Annotated in this window: 10 protein-coding genes; 3 read left to right on the forward strand and 7 right to left on the reverse strand. The window is 44.9% G+C overall.

All coding sequences use genetic code 11. The annotated features are described in order from the left end of the window. Positions 1-29 precede the first annotated feature (29 nt). The gene (locus K6V30_RS04370) at positions 30-611 is read left to right on the forward strand and encodes a non-canonical purine NTP diphosphatase (RefSeq protein ID WP_010535902.1); all 582 of its coding nucleotides are present in this window, start codon (positions 30-32) and stop codon (positions 609-611) included. A gap of 161 nt (positions 612-772) precedes the next feature. Beyond that, positions 773-1,615 carry an OmpA/MotB family protein gene (locus tag K6V30_RS04375; protein WP_055269288.1) on the forward strand — a complete coding sequence of 281 codons (843 nt, stop codon included), beginning with the start codon at positions 773-775 and terminating at the stop codon, positions 1,613-1,615. A gap of 139 nt (positions 1,616-1,754) precedes the next feature. Here K6V30_RS04375 and K6V30_RS04380 read toward each other — a convergent pair whose 3' ends face one another. The 7 genes from K6V30_RS04380 to K6V30_RS04410 form a co-directional block, all read right to left on the reverse strand. Further along, positions 1,755-3,200, reverse strand: coding sequence for a glycoside hydrolase family 30 protein (locus K6V30_RS04380; RefSeq protein ID WP_055269321.1), 1,446 nt, complete (start codon positions 3,198-3,200; stop codon positions 1,755-1,757). Positions 3,201-3,209: 9 nt separating this feature from the next. After that, a complete protein-coding gene (locus K6V30_RS04385; protein ID WP_055269289.1) occupies positions 3,210-5,480 on the reverse strand; it encodes a glycoside hydrolase family 3 N-terminal domain-containing protein in 2,271 nt (756 codons plus the stop codon). A 50-nt stretch (positions 5,481-5,530) separates the two neighbouring features. Then, a complete protein-coding gene (locus tag K6V30_RS04390) occupies positions 5,531-7,738 on the reverse strand; it encodes a GH92 family glycosyl hydrolase (protein ID WP_055269290.1) in 2,208 nt (735 codons plus the stop codon). A gap of 40 nt (positions 7,739-7,778) precedes the next feature. Further along, on the reverse strand, positions 7,779-9,935 hold the full coding sequence (locus K6V30_RS04395) for an alpha-galactosidase (RefSeq protein WP_022301322.1): 2,157 nt from the start codon (positions 9,933-9,935) through the stop codon (positions 7,779-7,781). A gap of 24 nt (positions 9,936-9,959) precedes the next feature. Then, entirely contained in the window at positions 9,960-11,906 is a 1,947-nt protein-coding gene (locus K6V30_RS04400; protein ID WP_055269322.1) for a sialate O-acetylesterase, read from the reverse strand. 7 nt (positions 11,907-11,913) lie between these two features. Beyond that, the gene (locus tag K6V30_RS04405) at positions 11,914-13,935 is read right to left on the reverse strand and encodes an alpha-galactosidase (RefSeq protein ID WP_022301320.1); all 2,022 of its coding nucleotides are present in this window, start codon (positions 13,933-13,935) and stop codon (positions 11,914-11,916) included. A 178-nt stretch (positions 13,936-14,113) separates the two neighbouring features. Beyond that, positions 14,114-18,145, reverse strand: coding sequence for a hybrid sensor histidine kinase/response regulator transcription factor (locus tag K6V30_RS04410; protein WP_055269291.1), 4,032 nt, complete (start codon positions 18,143-18,145; stop codon positions 14,114-14,116). A gap of 177 nt (positions 18,146-18,322) precedes the next feature. Here K6V30_RS04410 and K6V30_RS04415 point away from each other — a divergent pair, with 177 nt between their 5' ends. Then, on the forward strand, positions 18,323-20,752 hold the full coding sequence (locus K6V30_RS04415; RefSeq protein ID WP_055269292.1) for a glycoside hydrolase family 95 protein: 2,430 nt from the start codon (positions 18,323-18,325) through the stop codon (positions 20,750-20,752). Positions 20,753-21,158: the final 406 nt, after the last annotated feature.

The following is a 21,158-nucleotide window of genomic DNA, read 5'->3' on the forward strand; positions in this document are numbered from 1 at the left end:
GATAATTCCGCTAAAACAAGAATAAGACAATGAAACGCAAGCTTGTATTTGCTACTAACAATGCTCATAAACTCGAAGAAGTAGCCGCTATCCTCGGGAATCAGATAGAACTGCTCAGCCTGAATGATATCGACTGTCACACGGACATTCCCGAAACAGCCGAAACACTGGAAGGAAATGCCTTACTGAAATCCTCTTTTATCTACAAAAACTATCATCTGGATTGCTTTGCCGATGACACCGGACTGGAAGTGGAAGCACTGAACGGGGCACCCGGGGTATACTCTGCCCGTTATGCCGAAGGCGAGGGACACGATGCTCAGGCGAATATGCGCAAGCTGCTTCACGAACTGGAAGGAAAAGAGAACCGGAAAGCACAATTCCGTACTGCCATTTCGCTGATTTTAGATGGAAAGGAATATCTCTTTGAAGGAGTGATAAAAGGAGAAATCATCCAAGAAAAACGTGGGGATTCCGGCTTTGGTTATGATCCGATATTCAAACCCGAAGGCTACCAACAGACTTTTGCCGAGCTGGGAAACGAAATAAAGAATAAGATCAGTCACCGTGCACTGGCTGTACAGAAACTTTGTGAGTTTCTGCAACGCTGATTTCCCTGCATTATCCGGGAGGCTGCATAACTTGGCATGAAGTAACTTTCAACAAGTAACAGCATCCAAAGTATTTCTTTACCATATGATACAGAGTTTAATAAAAGATTTTTTGTAATCTTCGCAAGAATATTATTTCTTTGCAAAAAAAATAAAGCGTCATGAAGAAAATTGCATTATTTGCTCTCCTTACCTTATTATTGTGTACTTCGTGTGTAACGAAAAAGAAGTTCATGATGACAGAAGCCGCACGTATGGCAAGTATCGATAGCTTGCAGAGCCTGCTGACCGATTGCCGTAATACAGGCGACCAGATGTCGGCACAGATCAAGAAGCTCCTGCGTGATACGACACAGATGGGAAACAGTATCCGCCAGTATCAGAGCATGCTCAGCACTAACATGACCGAACAGGAAAAACTGAATGCCTTGTTGAGTCAGAAGAAAAACGAACTCAGCGAAAGAGAACGCACCATCAACGAGCTACAAGACATGATTAATGCCCAGAACGAGAAAGTGAAGCAACTGCTGAGCAGTGTGAAAGACGCCTTACTGGGCTTTAGCACTGAAGAGCTGACCGTTCGCGAGAAAGACGGCAAAGTGTATGTAGCGATGTCGGATAAACTGCTGTTCCAGTCAGGAAGCGCCCGTTTGGACAAACGCGGTGAAGAAGCGCTCGGCAAGTTGGCGGAAGTACTGAATAAGCAAACCGACATTGATGTATTTATTGAAGGCCACACCGACAATAAGCCGATCAACACGGTACAGTTCAAAGATAACTGGGATTTAAGTGTAATCCGTGCTACTTCTGTAGTACGTATCCTGATTAAGAATTACGGTGTAAATCCTTTGCAGATACAGCCCAGTGGCCGTGGCGAATATATGCCTGTTGACGACAATGAAACAGCAGAAGGAAGAAGCAAGAACCGCCGTACGGAAATCATTATGGCTCCGAAGTTGGATAAGCTGTTCCAGATGTTACAGACTTCCGAAGAGGCAAAATAAATATTATTTAGGCACGGATTACATGGATGAACACGGTTTTAAGAGATTGAGTATCTAAAAACCGTGTTCATCCGTGTAATCCGTACCTATTTTTTTATAATTCGGTTCGTCCCGTGCGGACGAATACCTTTTTTACCTGTTAATCCACCTTTATCGTATTCAGACAATTGGCTTTCGTAAAGAACCGGAATGACGTGCCTTTCAGCTTTACCGTCACCGTCTTATCCTTGCCTTCCTTCTCCATATACAACAACACGGTACTTCCATCAGGATTTTCGAATGCCAGTATCTCTTTGGCAGAACCTTCCACCGGACGATAGACAGCACCCGGCAACACAAAATGACTGATATGTTTCATCAGATAATACTCATAAGTAAATCTGAACATTCTTGATTCAGGGTTCACCACCACCAATGAGTTTTGCCTCCATCCCCAACGACTGATTCCTCCTTCTTCAAGGGAAACATTCCAATAATTGTATATCGAAATACCATTGTCCATATAGTGTTTAAGCAAATCCCATGAATGGAGCATGCCGTTCCAGTCGTTGTGTCCGTCACCACATTCCTGCTCAGTCTGCATCAGTTTCATCTTTGGATAATGCCTTCTCACTTCCTTCACCGCATCCTTTCCTGCCCACTGAAAACCGACTGCCTTGACGTACTTCTTCGCGTTAGAATCCTGCAATATGGTGTCTACCAACAGATAGTTTGCACGCTCCATGGTACCGAACATGACATCCACATTAAGCTTCTTCATCTCAGGTCCCAGATAATCGCCGACAAAGGAAGCTAATCCTTGTGCCGTCCAGCAGCAACTGGGAAAAATCTGTGCCGAGTTGAACTCATTCTGAGGCATTACACCAAAGATGTCAATCCCTGCCTTTCTGTAAGCCTTAATAAACTTCGAGAAATACAGCGCGTATGCTTTCAGATATTCGGGCTTCAGAATAAACATATCCATTCCTTCCCTTCCCGCACGGTCAGCCGGAAGTCCATTGTCAAACTTCGTATTCTTCAACGAAGGATCACACACGGCACTTGCATAATGTTTGTTATGCTTCATCCAGGAAGGAGGGCACCAGGGTGATGCCCAAACCTTTATATCAGCATTCTGAAGTTGTGCGCTCTTTATAAACGGTATCAGAGTCTCTGTATCGTTTTGTATCGAGAAATTCTTCATCTTAAAGTCACCGTCATTCTCATTGTACGAATACCAGTCACGGGAGAAATCGTTTGCTCCTATCGGCATCCGGCAAATAGTGAAATTGGCTCCATAATTCGGAAGAAAAAGCTCTTTCATTATTGACTCGCGGTCAGCGGAAGGCAACAATCCAAGTGACACCCAGCCCAGTTCATTAAAACATGCCCCGAATCCTTCGATTGTCTGCCCTTTGCCATTTGATACGCTTGCCTCCTCCTGAGTTTCGCCATTCATTGCCTTTGTCCGGTCTGTTACCTCTACCCAGCTGTCAATAGGCGAAGTCACAATTTGCCGGTACGTAACCTTCGGTTGTCCCCATGTACTCATTCCCCCCAGAGAGAGGGCAATGAGCACGAAGATATGTTTGTATTTTAACTCCATAAACAGCAACTATTTAACTACAATAGTATTCTTGAAATGAATCCTGTCCGACGAACTGCCGACCTGTATCTCAAACTCTCCCGGTTCTACCACTTTTCTCATATATGCATTGTAAAAAGCCAGTTCGGAAATAGGCAGTTCCAGTGAAACCATTGTTTTTTCTCCCGGTTTAAGGTTGATTTTCTTGAATGCCTTCAATTGCTGGATAGGAGTAGAAATAGAACTGACCATGTCGCGTACATATAGCTGAACGACTTCCTGACCTTCCCGTTTTCCGGTATTTTCCACTTCTACATTCACCATCAGTTTTCCTTTATCAGAGAAGATGGAATCACTCAATGTACAGGTGTTATATTTGAAATCGGTATAGCTCAGACCATATCCGAAGTTGTACAAGGCATACGGTTTCTCAAAGATATAGTGTCCCTTAGGATCATCCGGCGAACCACCCTGGTCAAACCATTGCTCACGGTCAGTGGGATAATAGTTATAATAACAAGGAATATTACCTGTACTTCTGGGAAAGGATATATTTAAACGTCCCGAAGGATTTACTTTTCCCAGCAGAATCTCAGCCATTGAGTTACCTTGTTGCTCACCCGCGTAGAATTGCACCAATATAGCATCTGCATTTTCCTTTGCCCACGAAAGAACCAACGGTTTACCGGTAATCAGAACTACAATCATAGGTTTACCTGTTGCCTTCACAGCTTTCATCAGTTCCAGCTGCTTGCCCGGAAGCTCCAATGAAGATAAATCAAACCCTTCACCCGAAGTTACTTTATGATCCTTTGCATTACGCCCCAGCCAATAACTGCGCGTACCCACTGCCACAATTGCCAGATCACTCTTTTCCACCATCTTCACCGCATCGGCAATACCCTCTTCATTCTGGCTCCACCAGTCACAGCCGTCCACATGGTTGACCGTTACTTTCTTGCCGAATACATTTTTGATACCTTCATACAAAGATACACATTCGCGATCTTCCGGATTCACCCATGCATAATCTCCGGCAACTCCATGATCTCCGTTCGGTCCTACCACAGCGATCGATTTGTATTTGGACAAGTCCAACGGCAATATATTATTCTTGTTTTCTAACAATACGGCACTTTCATCCGCTACCTTCTTGGCCAGTTCCACATGTTGCTTGTTACGAACGACCTTGCTGACACTCTTCGGATCACCATAAGGATCGTCAAACAGGCCCAGTTTAAACTTAGCCGTCAAAATACGACGAACGGCACGGTCGATATACATCACATCCAGCTGACCTTTCTCCACCTGACCTTGCAAGGTTTCATACGCCGCGTCCCAAACGTCTATATCAATACCAGCCGTCAGAGCCATTTTAGCAGCAGCTTCGGTGCTGGGAGCTGCCATATGGAATGTTTTCAGACGGTCGACAGAACCCCAGTCAGAATATGCAAAACCTTTAAAGCCCAGTTCTCCACGCAGGATATCGGTCATAAAGTAGGAAGAACCCGTCACAGGGATTCCGTCATAAGCGCTATAGCAACTCATGACCGCAACCGGATCGGCTTCTTTGATGACACGAGCGAAAGGATACATATACAAATTACGCAATTCACGCTCACCACCGGCTACGAAAGCACTGTTCAGTCCGCCTGTAGGCGTACCGTGTGCAACGAAATGCTTGGGCATACATCCTACTCCATTCTTCTGGAAACCGCGAACGAAACCGATCCCCATTTCAGATATAAGGTAAGGATCTTCTCCGAAAGTCTCTTCCACACGTCCCCAGCGCAACTCGCGCGCAATGTCCAACACCGGAGACAAGACCTGACGAATCCCCATCACACGTGCTTCTGCCGCTTCGGCTTTCGTCATCTGGCAGATCAAGTCGGGATTCCATGTGCTCCCCTGTGCGATAGCTTGTGGGAATATAGTACATCCGTTCTGCAAAATACCATGAATACCTTCTGCCGAAGTCAGGATAGGAATACCCAGACGGGTCTCGTTTGCCATATATTCATGTATCTTCTGGTATAAATCGGCGGCTTGCTGAGCCGATATATTCATCTCGTGAGCAGTGCCGAAGCTTTCCCCATTATATGTACCTCCAATATTATTGATATCCCAAGTACAACGCTGCTGCAACTGCCCTACCTTCTCGCGCAAGGTCATCCGGCGCAATAAATCTTCAACACGATCTTCGATCGGAGCATTCTTATCTTTATAAATCGGTCGGTCATCGGCCCAAACTACCGAAACGCCCAGACACAAGGCTAAAACTGTCAATTTAATGATTCGCATGTTTATCTGAATTTATTTGAATACAAAAACGATTTCTTTTTATTCTTTGGTTACTTTCCCCAGCCGGACGGTTTCTTTCCCATCTTAAAGACCATCGTACCACCGTTCATTATATCCTGGTGAGTGATGAAGAAATCTTTGTGTTTCTTTCCATTCAAAGTTACCGACTGAATGTAGATATCTTCGGGAGACTTACGGATGGTCCGGATATGAAAATCCTTATTTCCTGCCAGTTTCAAAGTACACTCATCCAGAAGCGGAGAGCCGATGATATACCGACCGTCGGCAGGATTGACCGGATAGAATCCCATCGCACTGAATACGTACCATGCAGACATCTGACCGCAGTCATCATTTCCGGCATATCCCGAGGATGTATTGTTATACAACGTATTCAGAATATGGCTGACATACTTCTGAGTCTTCCACGGCTGACCTGCAAAGTTGTAGAGATAAGCTACGTGATGGCTGGGCTCATTGCCATGTGCATATTGTCCCACAAATCCCGAAGCGTTATGATTCATCTGTTCGCTCTTATAATTGGAAGTAAAGAACGTATCCAGCTTTTGCTCAAAGGCCTTCGTTCCGCCTGTCAGTTCCATCAAAGCCTGAATATTGTGCGGGACATACCAGAAATACTGCCATGCATTTCCTTCGGTGAACGGATGGCCGCCATTTCCACCGTACTGATAAGGATCGAAAGGTTCGATCCATTCTCCCTTGTCATTCTTGGACTGGAAGAACTTCGTTTTCGGATGGAAAAGGTTACGATAATACTCAGAACGTTTATGGAATCGCTCATAATCAGCATCCTTATTCAGTTTCTCAGCCAGTTGTGCGACACACCAGTCATCGAAAGCCTGTTCCAAAGTGATGGAAACCGATTGAGTCTGAATATTTTCAGGCATAAAGCCATACTTCTCCCACACTTCAAAAGGAGAGTTGGGATGTGAGGTTACCGAACTGTTATACACCGCTTCATAGGCTTTTTCCACATCAATCCCGGGAATGCCTTTTAGGATGGCATCAGTAATCACAGGGATGGAATGGTTGCCGATCATACAGTAATTATCCTGCCCCCATAATTGCCAGATAGGCAGGTAACCGTAGTATTCATACTGGCGTATCATGCTCTTCACGAAGTCAGTCACCCGTTCGGGTTCCAGCAGGGTATAGAGAGGATGGGAGGCACGGAAAGTATCCCACAGGGAGAATGTGGTATAATGAGTTTCATTGTCGCCCACTTTACGGGCTGTATAGTCAGCAGCCATGTATTCGCCATTCACGTCAGACATGATATTAGGCTGTATCATCGTGTGGTAAAGAGCCGTATAGAATATCTCTTTCTGGACTTCCGTACCTTTTATTTCAATCTTTCCCAGTTGCTTTTCCCAATCGGCATCCGCAGCAGCCATATAGCGGTCGAAGTCCCAGTGCGGAGCTTCCTGTTCCATGTTCTGACGGGCATTCTCCATAGAGACGGACGAAAGGGCTACCTTACACGTCAGCGGCTTTCCATTCAGCTTGCCGAAACGGAAGCAGCCATGAAGATTAGTGCCGTTGACCACTGCTGTGTTTTCATGGACACGTCCGCCATCTCTCAAGGTAGAAGTAAGGATAGGGCTTGAAAACTCCATATAGAAATAGATTTTACGCAGTTTCGCCCATCCGGTAATGATACGGTAACCTTCCACTGCATGATCATTCAGAATACGGATCTGAGCATTGATAATCCGGCGTCCCCAACTACCTTTATCTGCCGAATGATCCATATCCAGTATAACTTCCGCATCTTTACCGGCGGGGTATTGATAGCGGTGAATACCGTTTCTCTGAGTAGTGGTCAGTTCTACATTGATATTCTCATCCTTCAGCATTACCTGATAATAACCGGGGCTGGCTTTCTCCTCGTCATGGGTGAATGTGGAAGAGGTGCGTCCGCTACTGGTCGGCATCAATGTAACGTCGATCAGGTCCGAAGCTCCCGTACCACTCAGACGGGTATGGCTAAAGCCAAAAATGGTACTCCGGTTATAGTCATACCCGGAAGCATCGCCCCAGTTGGGCGCTTCACTGGTGTCCGGAGAAAGTTGTATCATACCAAACGGTGAGGTTGCCCCCGGATAATTATTACCCGAGAGTCCCCCATCGATGGCCCCAGTTCCAATAAATGGATTTACATATTTAGTGATTTCCCCTGCCTGCAATGTAGCGAGAGTCAATGAAAATGCACATACACTTAAAAGTAATTTCTTCATGGTTCGTGGTGTTTTTATAAGCTATGTTTCCTATATGCTTTTATTCTGCTGTTATTTCAATGAGACGGCTGTTCAGTTGCTGTGTCGTGAAAAGATCCAGTCCGACATTCATCAGATATTCTCCGGAGAAAACCTGATCGTTGCCTTTGAGTGAAGAATTGCTGCCCGGCATCATATTGATTTCTTTCACACGATACATTTTGTTGATATCCAATCCTTGCAGACGGACAGGCAATGTCTTTTCGGCATAGCGCGGATGGATGTCGAACGCAAATACAGCAGCCGTTTTCTTGTCTTTTCCTACAAACATGGAAGAGGTATGATTGCTTCCGTAAGGAGAAACGAGACGATACATATCGCCTTCCAGAATGACCGGTTTCAGGCGATTGTAGTTCTTCACAGCCTGATCGCAGTACAGATGTTCGTTCTGGTTCATATCCTCCAGTTTGATGTCGAAACCTAACTTGCACATCATGGCCACATCGGTACGGAACTTGATGCTGGTTCCACGATTCCAGGTAGTGACGTGGGCACACAGCGTCTTACTCGGGAATACCTGCGAGTACCCCCATTGTATAAACAGGCGCTCGATAGGATCGGTATTGTCGCTCGGCCAGAACTCTGTGAAATACTTCAATGCTTCATAATCGGAGCGTCCGCCGCCACCGGCACACAGCATCATCGGAAGATCGGGATATTTAGCCTTGATCCTGTCCAATACCTTGTAGAGTCCACGCACATAATCGATATACAGATGAGACTGCTTATCTTTCAGATACACCGAATAGATATTGGTTATCGGACTGTTGCAGTCCCACTTAAAGAAGGCGATGCCGGGATATTTAGTCATCAGGTTATCGACCACGCCAAATACATGATCCTGTACCTTCGGGTTACTGAGGTCGAGTACCATCTGGTTACGGAAGTAATATTCGTCACGGTTGGGCAGGTGAATCACCCAGTCCTTATGTTTCTCGTAAAGCTCGCTTTTCGGATTCACCATTTCCGGCTCTATCCATATACCGAACTTGATACCTTTCTTATGCGCCTCTTCCACGAGACGTCCTACTCCGTTCGGCAGTTTACCGGCAGTTTCTTCCCAGTCGCCCAGACCCTGATGGTCACTGCTACGGGGATACTTGTTGGCAAACCAGCCATCATCCAGCAAGAACATGTCTACCCCCAGTTTGGTAGCCTCATCCATCAGACCGATCAGTTTGTTTTCATCAAAATCGAAATAGGTAGATTCCCAGTTATTAAGTAAAGTCATACGTGTTTCGTTCCCTTTCTTCACCTGGTGATTGCGCGCCCAGTCATGGAAGCTACGGCTTGCCTCTCCTTTTCCCTGCGTGCTGTACGTGAAATAAAAGTCCGGAGTGCGGAACACTTCCTTTGCGGGCAGACTGTATTCCGAGTCATACGGATTGATTCCGCTGATTATACGCAGTTCGTTCTTGTTGTCTACTTCGAAAGTAAAACGGAAGTTGCCAGTCCATCCGATGGTTCCTACCAATACTTCTCCGGCATTTTCCTGCGAAGGATTGTCAAGAGCCAGTTGGAAGAAAGGGGAAACAAACATATTGGCGCGTGCACCCAACTTGGTATCGATTACTTTCTTACCGAAGGCAAGCTCTCTTTCAGTCACATTGGCCTCGTGTGCCCAGTCACCGGAAAACTCGGTCAGGAAATACTTGCTACTGTTCAGGTGAAGCATCGAAGAAGCATACTTACTAAGTATGACAGGCTTCTTCTCTTCGTGGCTGATTTCAGTGAATGTACGGATAATATTCTCTTTGTCATAAGCTACATAATGCAGCTTTACGGTAACAGGATATTTATCATCTTTAAGGGTAATCACCGTCTCGTTGATTCCGTTGCCGGTGTTATTGCTCGAATGATCTACGTATTTCAACAGCAGTGAAGAGTTGTAGTCGTTATGGCGTATGTGAATAGCCGGTTCAAAGTAATCTTCCATACCATGAGTCAGATATGCCTCGGTTCCTTGTGGCAGATACTGGATATCAGAGTCGTGGTGAAGCTTTTTGCCTAAGTATTTCTGATACAGACGTCCGTTATCAGCTACCTGATAGATAAGGCTGGTCCGTTCAGTTTCTATTTTGATAAGCGGCTTGTCAGAAGCCTGCAAAAGAGAAAAAGAACTCAAAAGAAAAAAAAGTAAGAATGCTTTTAATTTCATTGTGTACATTATTATGGTTTATATTTATTCTCTGGTACGGAACGGAGGGACGGGAAGCCCGCTCTTGCCATATAGGTTGCAGACCGGATTATCTGCCCACGCGTAGCAGGCTGCCGTCGGTATTTCTATCCGGTCGGACTGCAGAATGACTTCTTTTCCGCGAATGATAGCTTGTGCCGGAACAAATTTTCCGTCCGGACCTGCCAGTATAAAGCCTTTCGGCTCACCTTCTCTAGCTACAATTTCCTGATCGAAGCTAAGAATCAGCGTACGTCCCGAAATACGGTATCCCTGATAAGCGGGAACTTCATACGTACCTTTGTTGTAAGTCTTTGCCAATGCCGCTTGTGCCAGTCGTCTTCCTACCTCCTGCTTGTTCTTCGGGTGGATATCATAATCTTCACCAAGATCGATAGCGCATGCCATACCTGTATTGGGCAAATGCAGCGCATGTGCCTGCGCATCACGGAGAGCCGCCCATTTAGAGTCCGGCTGCACTTCTTCCGGTTTCAGATAATTGGCCAACTGCACAAAGTAGAACGGAAAATCCTGCTTCCATGCTCTTCTCCAGTCTGTTATCATTGACTGGAACAGTACTCTGTATTGTTCGTCAAATCCTACGTTATTCTCTCCCTGATACCAGATAGCTCCTTTGATAGGAAAGACTGTAAAAGGGTGTATCATTGCATTGTAAAGTACAGTTGGGTAGCAGGATGTCGGCCATCCGGTTCCTTCGGGAGACAAAGGTCTGGAAGGTGCACCAGTCATCGACACACCGATATGATAGTTCCAGTTGCCTGCCAGGGAAATCTTTTTGCCGTTCGCTTCCATGTACATCTGCCGGGGTTCTCCGTGTATACCGCCTTCGCCGCCATAATCGATGGCACGTATGGTGATCACTCCTTTGCCTGCCTTTGCCAATGCTGCGGGAATCTGATAAGCACGCACCGTATTACATCCCGACGTTCTTCCGATTTCCTTGCCGTTAAAGTAAGTAATATCATCATCGTCGATCATGGCCAGATGGAAGGTAATCTCCTTACCGTTCCAGTCAGCAGGTATTTCCACTTCTTTCTGAAACCAGACGGTACCGTCAAAATTCAGTCCGCGAGTTTCCCAATAGGCGGGCAGTTCCATCGGTTTCCATTCATTCCCTTCCTGAAGGGCTGATATCCATTGTGGAGTTCCGTCTTTTAATCCGGGGTCCTTAACATCAAACTTCTGAAGCCATTCGTCCATTTCCCGGTGATAAAGTTCGACAAGCTTCTCTCTCCGGAAACCTGCGCTTTCCATTTCGGCCATCTTTTTCTGGAATCCCATGACCTGCTTCAATGTCTGATGACTTGTCCACGATTCGACAGGTGTCCCACCCCACGTACAATCAATCACCCCGACAGGTATATTCAGCTCTTTCCACAATTTACGGGCGTAGAAATAAGCAACAGAAGAAAATTCCGGCACAGTAGCGGAACTACATTCCTGCCAGCCGTTCATATTCATTTCTACGTTTTCCTGCGGAGAGAAAGCTACGGTTTTCTTCACTTGCAACAGGCGGATAGAGGGATAGTCAGCATCTGCCACTTCCTGCTCGTAGTTCATTACTTTTCCCCATCCGGCAACGGGCATTTCCATATTCGACTGTCCGGAACAGATCCATACTTCGCCCGACAGGACGTTGTTCAACACCAGTTTCTCCCCATCCGAGACAGTTATCTGATAAGGTCCTCCGGCAGACGGAGTCGGGACTTCTATCGTAAAATGACCGTCGGCTGCCGCTTGAGTCGTATATTTTTCATTATTCCAGCTCACCTTTACGGTCACCTGTTTACCGGCCTTCGCTTTTCCCGGTAAAGTCAGCCGGCTGTTTTGCTGAATGACCATATTATCGGTAAAAAATGAGGGTAGTGTAACCTTAGCCTGCGCAAAGGCCGCCACACATAACGATAAGAGTGTTAATTGGTATTTTTTCATTTTTCGGTTATTTAAATTCAAATAATTGCACATCTTTAGAGGGTACAGTTACTTCGAGCTGTCCTTCGGCAGAAGTCTCGTTGCCGCTCCATAATTCTTTCACCTGATAGCTGCGTGCTTTATCCAGCCCTATTCTTTCCAATGAGAGCGTAGTAGTCTGTTCCTGATCCGAATAGTTGAATACCGCACAATGGAAACGACCGTCAGGAGTCTGTCTTACAAAGATATGTTCCGACTTTTCCCCGTTTCCTTCTACCGGACGGAACACTTCTCCTGTTGCCACAGCATTTACCTCCGGATTCGTCAGGTATTTCTGTGACTTCTCTTTACCGTCTTTTCCCCCGCCTGCACTGAAATCATCTCCTGTAATGTAAATGCCGGTAATGACACCCGAAGTAATACGGGCACGGTTTTCCCCGTCAGTGGCATCTCTCAGGACGATATGATCGGCATCATTATATTGGTAGATATACTTCTGCCACCAGCCGTATGAAAGAGCATTCAATGTATATTCGGTATCCTTGATCTGATTCCAGGCATCACAGGCTATTCTGCGTGATTGCGCATACTGGGCAGGGAAGACAGGAGAAATGGACAGGTTGATATACATATCGCCAAAGTACTGGTTGAGCAACTTCATGCCATAATTATATCCTTGTATACCTGTCTTGATTTCGGGATTATACCATTTGTCGGCTTCCATTGCACCGTGTGTCATGAAGTCCATCTTTACATACTCAAATCCGGCACGGTGGAATAAACCGGAAGTCTTTTTCATCATAGCCTCTACTGCCGGATGCGTAGGGTCGACCGCATAAGCGCCATCCAGCTCCTGCGGCTTTCCGTTGGCATAGAGATAGATATCTTTGTACTTATATTCCGGTGCGGCATCCACCGTCCGTTCCGGGTCGCGTGCCCAGTCGGTGAACGGAGTCCAGTAGATACCACCGATCTGCCCGTTCGACTTACACTTTTCGATAAAGGATTTCAGCTGTTCTTCATTCATACAGTCCCAACCGGAATCCAGACCGATATAAACAGTCTGGTCGGGGTTTACGAAATGATTATTTTGCAGATTCTCCTTGAAGTAGTCGGAGACTTCCATCGCTTTCTCATACGTCAGGTTGAATTGTAATGCCCCCCAGCTGTTCCAACCAAATGGAACAGCTTTCTCCCATGCTTTGGGAGGGGCAATTACAGCGTTGGCTTTCGCATACGCTTCCAGTCCATCGCACCAATTTTCAAAGAAACCCAAAAAAACTTTAGGGGATTTAATCTTTTTACCTACTAATGCACCGTGAGCTTTCACATCACGGGTCTGCTCATCTGCCATGCCCCCATAACATACCAGCGAACCTATATTATCATTCATCCCCTTGCCTATCGAAATAGCTGTTTTCCAGTTGTCATGTTCTACGGAACCGATTACCAGGCCGTTCCGGCTTTCATTATTGAATATGGCTGTTACTTCATAACTAACCAACGTATCGAAACCAAGCGGATGAGACTGATATCTGATCCATTTGTCATTGTCGAACGGAATAAAAAGGGCACGGTTGTCACCTGCCTGCAAGAATCCGGAAATGGAATCGACATTGACCGGAGCCATTTTGGCGGAACTGATTTCCTCTTTCGCTTCTACCGTGAAGTCGGTCAGTATATATTCTTTATCCGGATAAAGATAGAAATACTGGGTCAGTTCAGGAAGTTCCTTATCCGTGTATTCTACCTTATATATATGTCCCTTCCCGAAAGAATCGGATACTTTGCCCGTACTGATTTTATGGCGGGCATAATCACTCGTCTTTATTTCCTTCCCTTCCCATTGATAGGAAGCATACATTCCGTTACAAATATTTTTTGACTTATAGGTGAGTGATATACCACCTTCCTGATCGTCATAAGTTATATTCCATACATCGGTAGAGAACGTTCCGCCTCCACCCGCACAGTTAGAAAAGAAAAGAAACAGAAGAAGCATCAGGGATACTCCGGACATTTTTTGTAGTAGCAGCTTTTGGTTTTTCATATGGTATAATATTCTAGTGTAAAAAAATAAAGCATACCCGAATAAGAAACTTTTTTTCTCTTATTAAGGTATGCCACAAAGGTAAGGATTGGCAACTCCTTTACTATGTACAAACGATTCAAAAAATGATAAAAATACGGCAAATAAGCTCCAATGCGGGCTAAGAGAGGTATTTTATCTATTTTGTTCCCGCTCCTGCATCGACATTCTTTATCTCCTGCGTGATAACGATCTGCTTGCCGGATTGGTATTGTTTCTCAAAATCTTTGGGGGTCATGCCGAATTGTTTCAGGAACAACTTGCTGAAATAAGACGGTGAATTGATACCGACCATGTAGCAGATATCTCCGATACGGTATTTCCCTTCCTGAATAAATTCGGCTGCCTTTTTTAGCTTGATCAACCGGATAAAATCAAGCGGAGACAAGTTGAACAGCGTCTTGATTTTCCTTAACAAACTGGAACGGCTCATACAGAGTATGTCTGCCATACGTTCTACACCGAAGTTGTCATCGGTTATATTATCTTCAATCACTTTGATCACCTTATTCATAAATTCTTCGTCCGCCTTATTCATCTGCATATTGTTGACGGAGAAGAACGGGCGTTTTGCGAAAGCTTCTCTCTCCCTGCGCCTGTTGTCGAGCAAAGACAGGACTTGTTCTTTCAGATAATTGAAAGAGAAAGGTTTCTCCACATAGGCTTCCGCACCATATTTCAGACCGTTGATCTTGCTGTCGATATCATTTTTAGCTGTCAGGAAGATGATAGGGATATGAGAAAGTTCCATGTCCGATTTTACTTCCTTGCAAAGTTGGTAGCCATCCATTACAGGCATCATGATATCACTGATGATCAAGTCTATATGGCTGCTCCGCAATATTTCCAGCGCTTCTACCCCGTTCATCGCTGTCTCTACGGTAAAGCTTTCCTGCAAGCGTTCGTGAATAAAGGTCAGCATGCTTTCATTGTCTTCCACCAGCAGGAGGGTATATCCATATATATCTGTCGTGACGGGGGTATGTTCATCCAGTTCGACAATGTCCTTCTGTATGGTTTTATGGTTTTCCAGTTTCATGCCTTCCATATTTAAAGGAATGGTCAGTACAAAAACATTATTCTCCTGATTGGTATCCAGATAGATGGTACCTTTGTGCAATGACGCCAACGAACGTGCCAGAGACAATCCGATTCCCACCCCGTTGCGAGGCTTTTCTTTTCTGTCCACCTGATAGAAGGGTTCGAATATATACTGGCTGACTTCTGCCGGAATCTTGTTTCCGTCACTGGTGACACGAATCGTAAAGCTGCCCTCTCCCTTTTCCAGTTCCACAAGTACATTCCGGCTGGCATATTTCAACGCATTATTGAGCAGGTTGCTCAGTATCTTGGTTATCGCTTCTTTATCCACAGCTGCCCATACCTGCTCTTCTGTCGATTTCAACTGCAATTCTTTGCGGTTCAAACTGAACGTCACTTCAAAGCGTTCCACGATTCCGGCAAGAAGTTCGGTAATGTCCACACTCTCAAATTTCATGGTCAGCTTGTTGGCGCCAATCTTCTGGAAGTCCAGCAGTTGCCCGGTAAGTTCCAGCAGGCGTTTGGTGTTCTGAACCATCACACTGATATATTTCTTCATCTTGGGTTCCTGTATTTCCATTTCCCCAATGGCTTCAAGGGGACCGTTGATCAGGGTCAAAGGAGTGCGTACTTCATGCGCTATCTCTGTGAAGAAGTCTACTTTGGATTCGTACAGTTCTTTCTCCTTTTCAATCTCGAACAGCTTTTGCCGCTCTTCCAGTTGTTTCTCCTTGCGGCGTTTGTACCATAAGATGACACCTACCACAATGAGGATAATACATACGGTATATACAACGTACGCAATGACAGACTGCCACCACGGAGGAAGAATGATAATAGACAGAGAGCGTGTGGACGACTCGGACTTATTGCCGTGAGTAGCCTGCACCCGGAAGGTATATTTTCCCGGCGGAAGTTTGGCATACGAAATATTCTGGTTGCTGGCTGCCCGTACCCAGTCCCTGTCAATTGGTTCCATACGATAATAGTATTGGTTGGACTCGGCAGTAGAGTAACTGAGCAAAGCCACGTCAAAACTGATATTGGACTGGTCGTAAGGCAATACAATTTCATCCGTATGTACGATGCATTGTTTTAAGGGTGAGCCGGGAGTATGAACCGTTACCTCCTTATTATATATACTAAACTTGGAAATGTAGACAGGAGGGAGCGGCTTCTCTTCTTCCTGAACCGTAGGGTCAAAAGCGATCAATCCGTCCACCCCGCCAAAATAGAATCGTCCATCCTGAGCTTTCAACGCCGACTGATAATTGAACTGGTTGCCCAACAGCCCGTCTTTGTTGGTAAAAACACGTATATCTTTACTCTCGGGATTAAACTTGACCAATCCTTTATTGGTGCCAAACCACAGATTTCCGGCATCGTCCTCCAAGATGTTATAAGCGACATCGTCCGGTAGTCCGTCTTCGATACTGAAAGTCGTAAAGTCATCCTGTGCTTCATTATACCTGCATATACCGCCACGGTCGGTAGAGAACCATATATTCCCCTTGCTGTCCTGCATGATGGAGCTGACGGAGTTCGAACTTAGAGAGTTGTCCACTCCTTCTTTATAAGAATAATTCTTATAAGAATTGGTTTTAGGATCACATTTCCATACACCATTTCCCATAGTAGCAAGCCAAATTATGCCATCTTTGGACTCCATTATATCAAAAACCCAGTTATATCCTACTTCTTCCACACGACGAAACTTCCTTTCCTTAGGTTGTGACACATATAATCCCCATCCAGGTCCTATCCAGGTACGACCTTTACTATCTTTTAAAAAACTATATACACTTCCTTCTTCAATATTCAATTCCTTATCACTGATATATTTAAGATGTTCACCAGGTATACTGATATCATTCATTCCTTGTTTAAATAATCCAACATATATATGATTTTCATAATGTTTTACTGATAGTGTAATGAGACGACCTGGAACATTATCATGTATCTGATGTACTTTACCTGTTCGAGGGTCCAATACATTAACACCATTATCTTCAGTACCTATCCAAATACACCCATTATTATCCTCTGCTAATCCACGGATACGTTTGGTATTCAAAGAATGTGAATCGCTCCCCGGTACGTATTTATCAAAAGTCAAGATACGATTAGGCAGATAGTTGACACCTCCAAACATTGTCCCGATCCAAATTCCTCCTTCATGATCTTTGTAAATAGAATAAATACTATTATCCGACAGGCTAAATGAACGCATCAAGTCTTCTTTCAAATGAATAACATTATTTTCTTTCTCATTAATAATGAAAATTCCATGAAGAGAGCCTACCCAAATTTCATCTCCGAAACACATCACATCTCGCAAAAATGTCTTTTTCTCACCAAGGAACGAAACTTCACTCAATTCATCTGTTCGAGTATTATATTTCAGCAAATCTCCTTCATGTATTCCCAAGATAGCATTCTCCTTCTGAAAACAAATACTTATAATTGTTTTGCCAATTAACGAACGTCCCATTCGGTCTGCCAGATATTGTTCAAACTTATCATCCCGATAATTATACTTGAATAAACTCACTCCTGAAGTGCCTATCCATACTTCACCCTGCTCATTGATACAAATACATTCCGGATTATTATTTTTTAAATTGTCTTTATCTAACAAAGAATAATGATGAACTTTTCCGTCTTTATAACGAAAAAGTCCCTGATCAGGAATCAACACCCAAATATTATCTAGTGAATCAGATAGGATTTCCGCTACCCAGTTATCAAGAGTTATTCCTTCTGATGAAGCTATTTTGAAACGTTTAAATACATCGACCGCCGGATTATATATATAAACTCCTCTGTCTGTACCAACCCATAAATTCCTTTCTTTATCCTCAAAAAGAGCACCAATATTATGATTACCCGTACCCTCCTCCAAATCATCACAATCAAATTGAAGAATGGAAGTTCCGTCATAGCGGTTGAGTCCGTTTTTTGTCCCAAACCACATAAATCCATAGCTATCCTGTAAGATTGCTTTTACATTACTTGCCGACAATCCATTTTCTCCATTGACATGAGTGAAATAAAAATCGGAACGTTCCTGCGCACGAACGACACAGATAGAGAGTAACAACAAATAGTTCAGGAGGAACAATCGCATCAGGTGTTTTTTCATATATTATAGAGCTATTATATTTGCTATGCGGGCAAATATACGCCAAAAAATGGTACACAGAAAGCAGTTGACGCATTTGTTTCAGTAATAGCCGCATTTGTGCATTTTTTAAATAACCTTCCCGGATACCTTTGCAGCATCATTGAATAACTATTTTATAACATGAGAAACATAACGAGATCATTAGGCCTGATTATCGGGGCCGCACTTCTGTTTAGTGGTTGCCTGCCATCGGAGGCGACCGAAGATACGATGAAATTATGGTATGACAAACCCGCCGACGAATGGATGAAATCTCTTCCTTTAGGAAACGGTCGTCTCGGAGCAATGGTATATGGTGGCGTGGAAACGGAAACCATCGGTCTGAACGAATCGACTATGTGGTCGGGAGAGTACGACGAACATCAACAACGCCCGTTGGGAAGAGATAAACTCGACCAGATACGGAAGCTGTTTTTTGAAGACAACCTCGCCGAAGGCAACCACATTGCCGGAAACACGATGGCAGGAAGTCCTCATTCCGCCGGAACGCATCTTCCGATCGGTGACTTGAAACTGAATTTCACCTACCCGGAAGGAGAATTATCGGACTATCATCACGAACTGGACTTAACTACCGCCACCAATACCGTCACCTACAAAGTAGGCGATACAGAATATACCCGCCAGTGCATCGCCTCCAATCCGGATGACGTAATTGCGATGCATATAAAAGCCAGCCGTCCGGAATCCATCACAGTGGAACTGGAACTGCAACCACTCCGGAATGCGGAAGTCGTAGCTTCCGGCAATCAACTGATTTATACCGGCAATGCCGAATTTGAAAAACACGGCAGAGGAGGCGTATTGTTTGAAGGACGCATCGCCGCAGAGATAAAAGGAGGGACCATCAAAGCGGACGGAAAGAAACTTCTCATCGACAAGGCTACGGAAGTACTCTTACTGTCTGACGTACGTACCAATTATAAGAATACGACATTTGCAGGATACGACTATCAGCAAAAATGCAAGGAAACAATTGAAGCAGCCTCCAAAAAGAGTTTCAAGACACTGAGAAATACACATGTAGAAGACTATACCCCACTTTTCTCCCGGGTAGCCCTCTCGTTCGGAGAAAATGGAAAATTCAGCCATTTGCCAAACGACCAGCGCTGGGCACGAGTGAAAGCAGGAGAATCTGATCCGGGACTGGACGCTTTATTCTTCCAGTATGCCCGTTATCTGCTGATTTCGTCTTCACGTCCCAACTCTCCGCTACCCGTAGCACTGCAAGGGTTCTTCAATGATAATCTGGCTTGCCACATGGGCTGGACGAACGATTATCATCTGGATATCAATACGGAACAGAACTACTGGATCGCCAATGTAGGTAACCTGCCCGAGTGTCATCTCCCGCTTTTCGACTATATCAAAGACCTGTCTGTACATGGTTCAAAAATAGCTCAGGACTTATATGGCTGCAAAGGATGGACCGCCCACACTACATCGAATCCGTGGGGATACGCAGCCGTATCAGGCAGTATTCTCTGGGGACTGTTCCCGACCGCCTCTTCGTGGATCACTTCTCACGTGTGGACACAGTACGAATATACACAAGACAAAAACTTCCTGAAAGAAACCGCTTATCCTTTATTAAAGAGCAACGCTGAATTTCTGCTGGATTATATGGTGACAGATCCCCGGAACAATTACCTCGTGACGGGTCCCAGCATCTCACCGGAGAACAGTTTCCGCTATCAGGGGCAAGAGTTTTGCGCATCCATGATGCCGACCTGCGACCGTGTACTGGTTTATGAGATATTCTCCGCATGCCTGAAATCTACGGAAATATTGAATGTCGATGCTGCATTTGCCGACAGCCTCCGTACCGCCATCAGCAAACTCCCTCCTTTCCGCATCAGTGCCAACGGAGGAGTACAGGAATGGTTCGAAGACTACGAAGAAGCACATCCCAACCACCGTCACACCACACACTTGTTATCGCTCTATCCTTATTCGCAGATTACATTAAATAAAACACCCGAACTGGCGAATGCAGCCCGCATCACTATTGAAAGACGTCTGGCCGCCAAAGACTGGGAAGATACGGAATGGAGTCGTACCAATATGATTTGCTTCTATGCCCGCCTGAAAGATCCGATAAAAGCATACAACAGTGTAAAGCAGTTATTAGGACCATTATCCCGCGAAAACATGTTCACTGTCTCTCCTGCCGGAATTGCCGGAGCAGGTGAAGATATCTTCGCCTTCGACGGAAACACAGCCGGAGCCGCAGGCATCGCAGAAATGTTGCTGCAAGGCTACGATAACCGGATTGAACTGCTTCCCTGTCTGCCGGAAGAATGGAAAAACGGAAGCTTCAAAGGACTTTGCGCCCGCGGTGGAATCGAACTGGATGCAAGCTGGAAAAATGCTCAGATAGAACAGACAGAATTAAGGGCATCCGTCCCGGCTGAATTCTCTTTCCGCATTTCAAATGCAAGTGCATATAACTGGAAAATGAACAAGAAAACATTTACACCGGAAATAAATGCGGACGGTTCGGTACAGATCAGTATGAATGCGGGAGATAAACTCACTGTTTCGCTGTAAAGGGAGTACTTGACCAATTCGTTTCTAGTACCGGAGTTGTCCGTTCCTAGTATGCGACCAAACGGAACAAAGTAACAGCCTTGCTTGTGCCAAGCCTTTGGCACAGTTATGCCACCCTATTGGCACGGTTATGCCAAGCCTTTGGCACAGTTGTGCCAAAGGGATGGCACAAGCAAGATCATACTATAAACTAATTTCAATAGCCTGTCGGCTACTCTTTAAAAAGAGCTTTTGCAGCAGACAATAGCGCGATATGGAAATAGTACGAGTTAAAACCTGCAGGACTCATAAAATAACAGGTATTATTCCCTATTTTGGCGCATTCTGACTAAAGTTTGCAGCATTCGTACTCAGATTTAAACCAGCTTTATCGTACGTTTGCAACACCAGATAACTAAAAAAAGAA

Source organism: Bacteroides faecis (genome assembly GCF_020091505.1).
GTDB lineage: Bacteria > Bacteroidota > Bacteroidia > Bacteroidales > Bacteroidaceae > Bacteroides > Bacteroides faecis.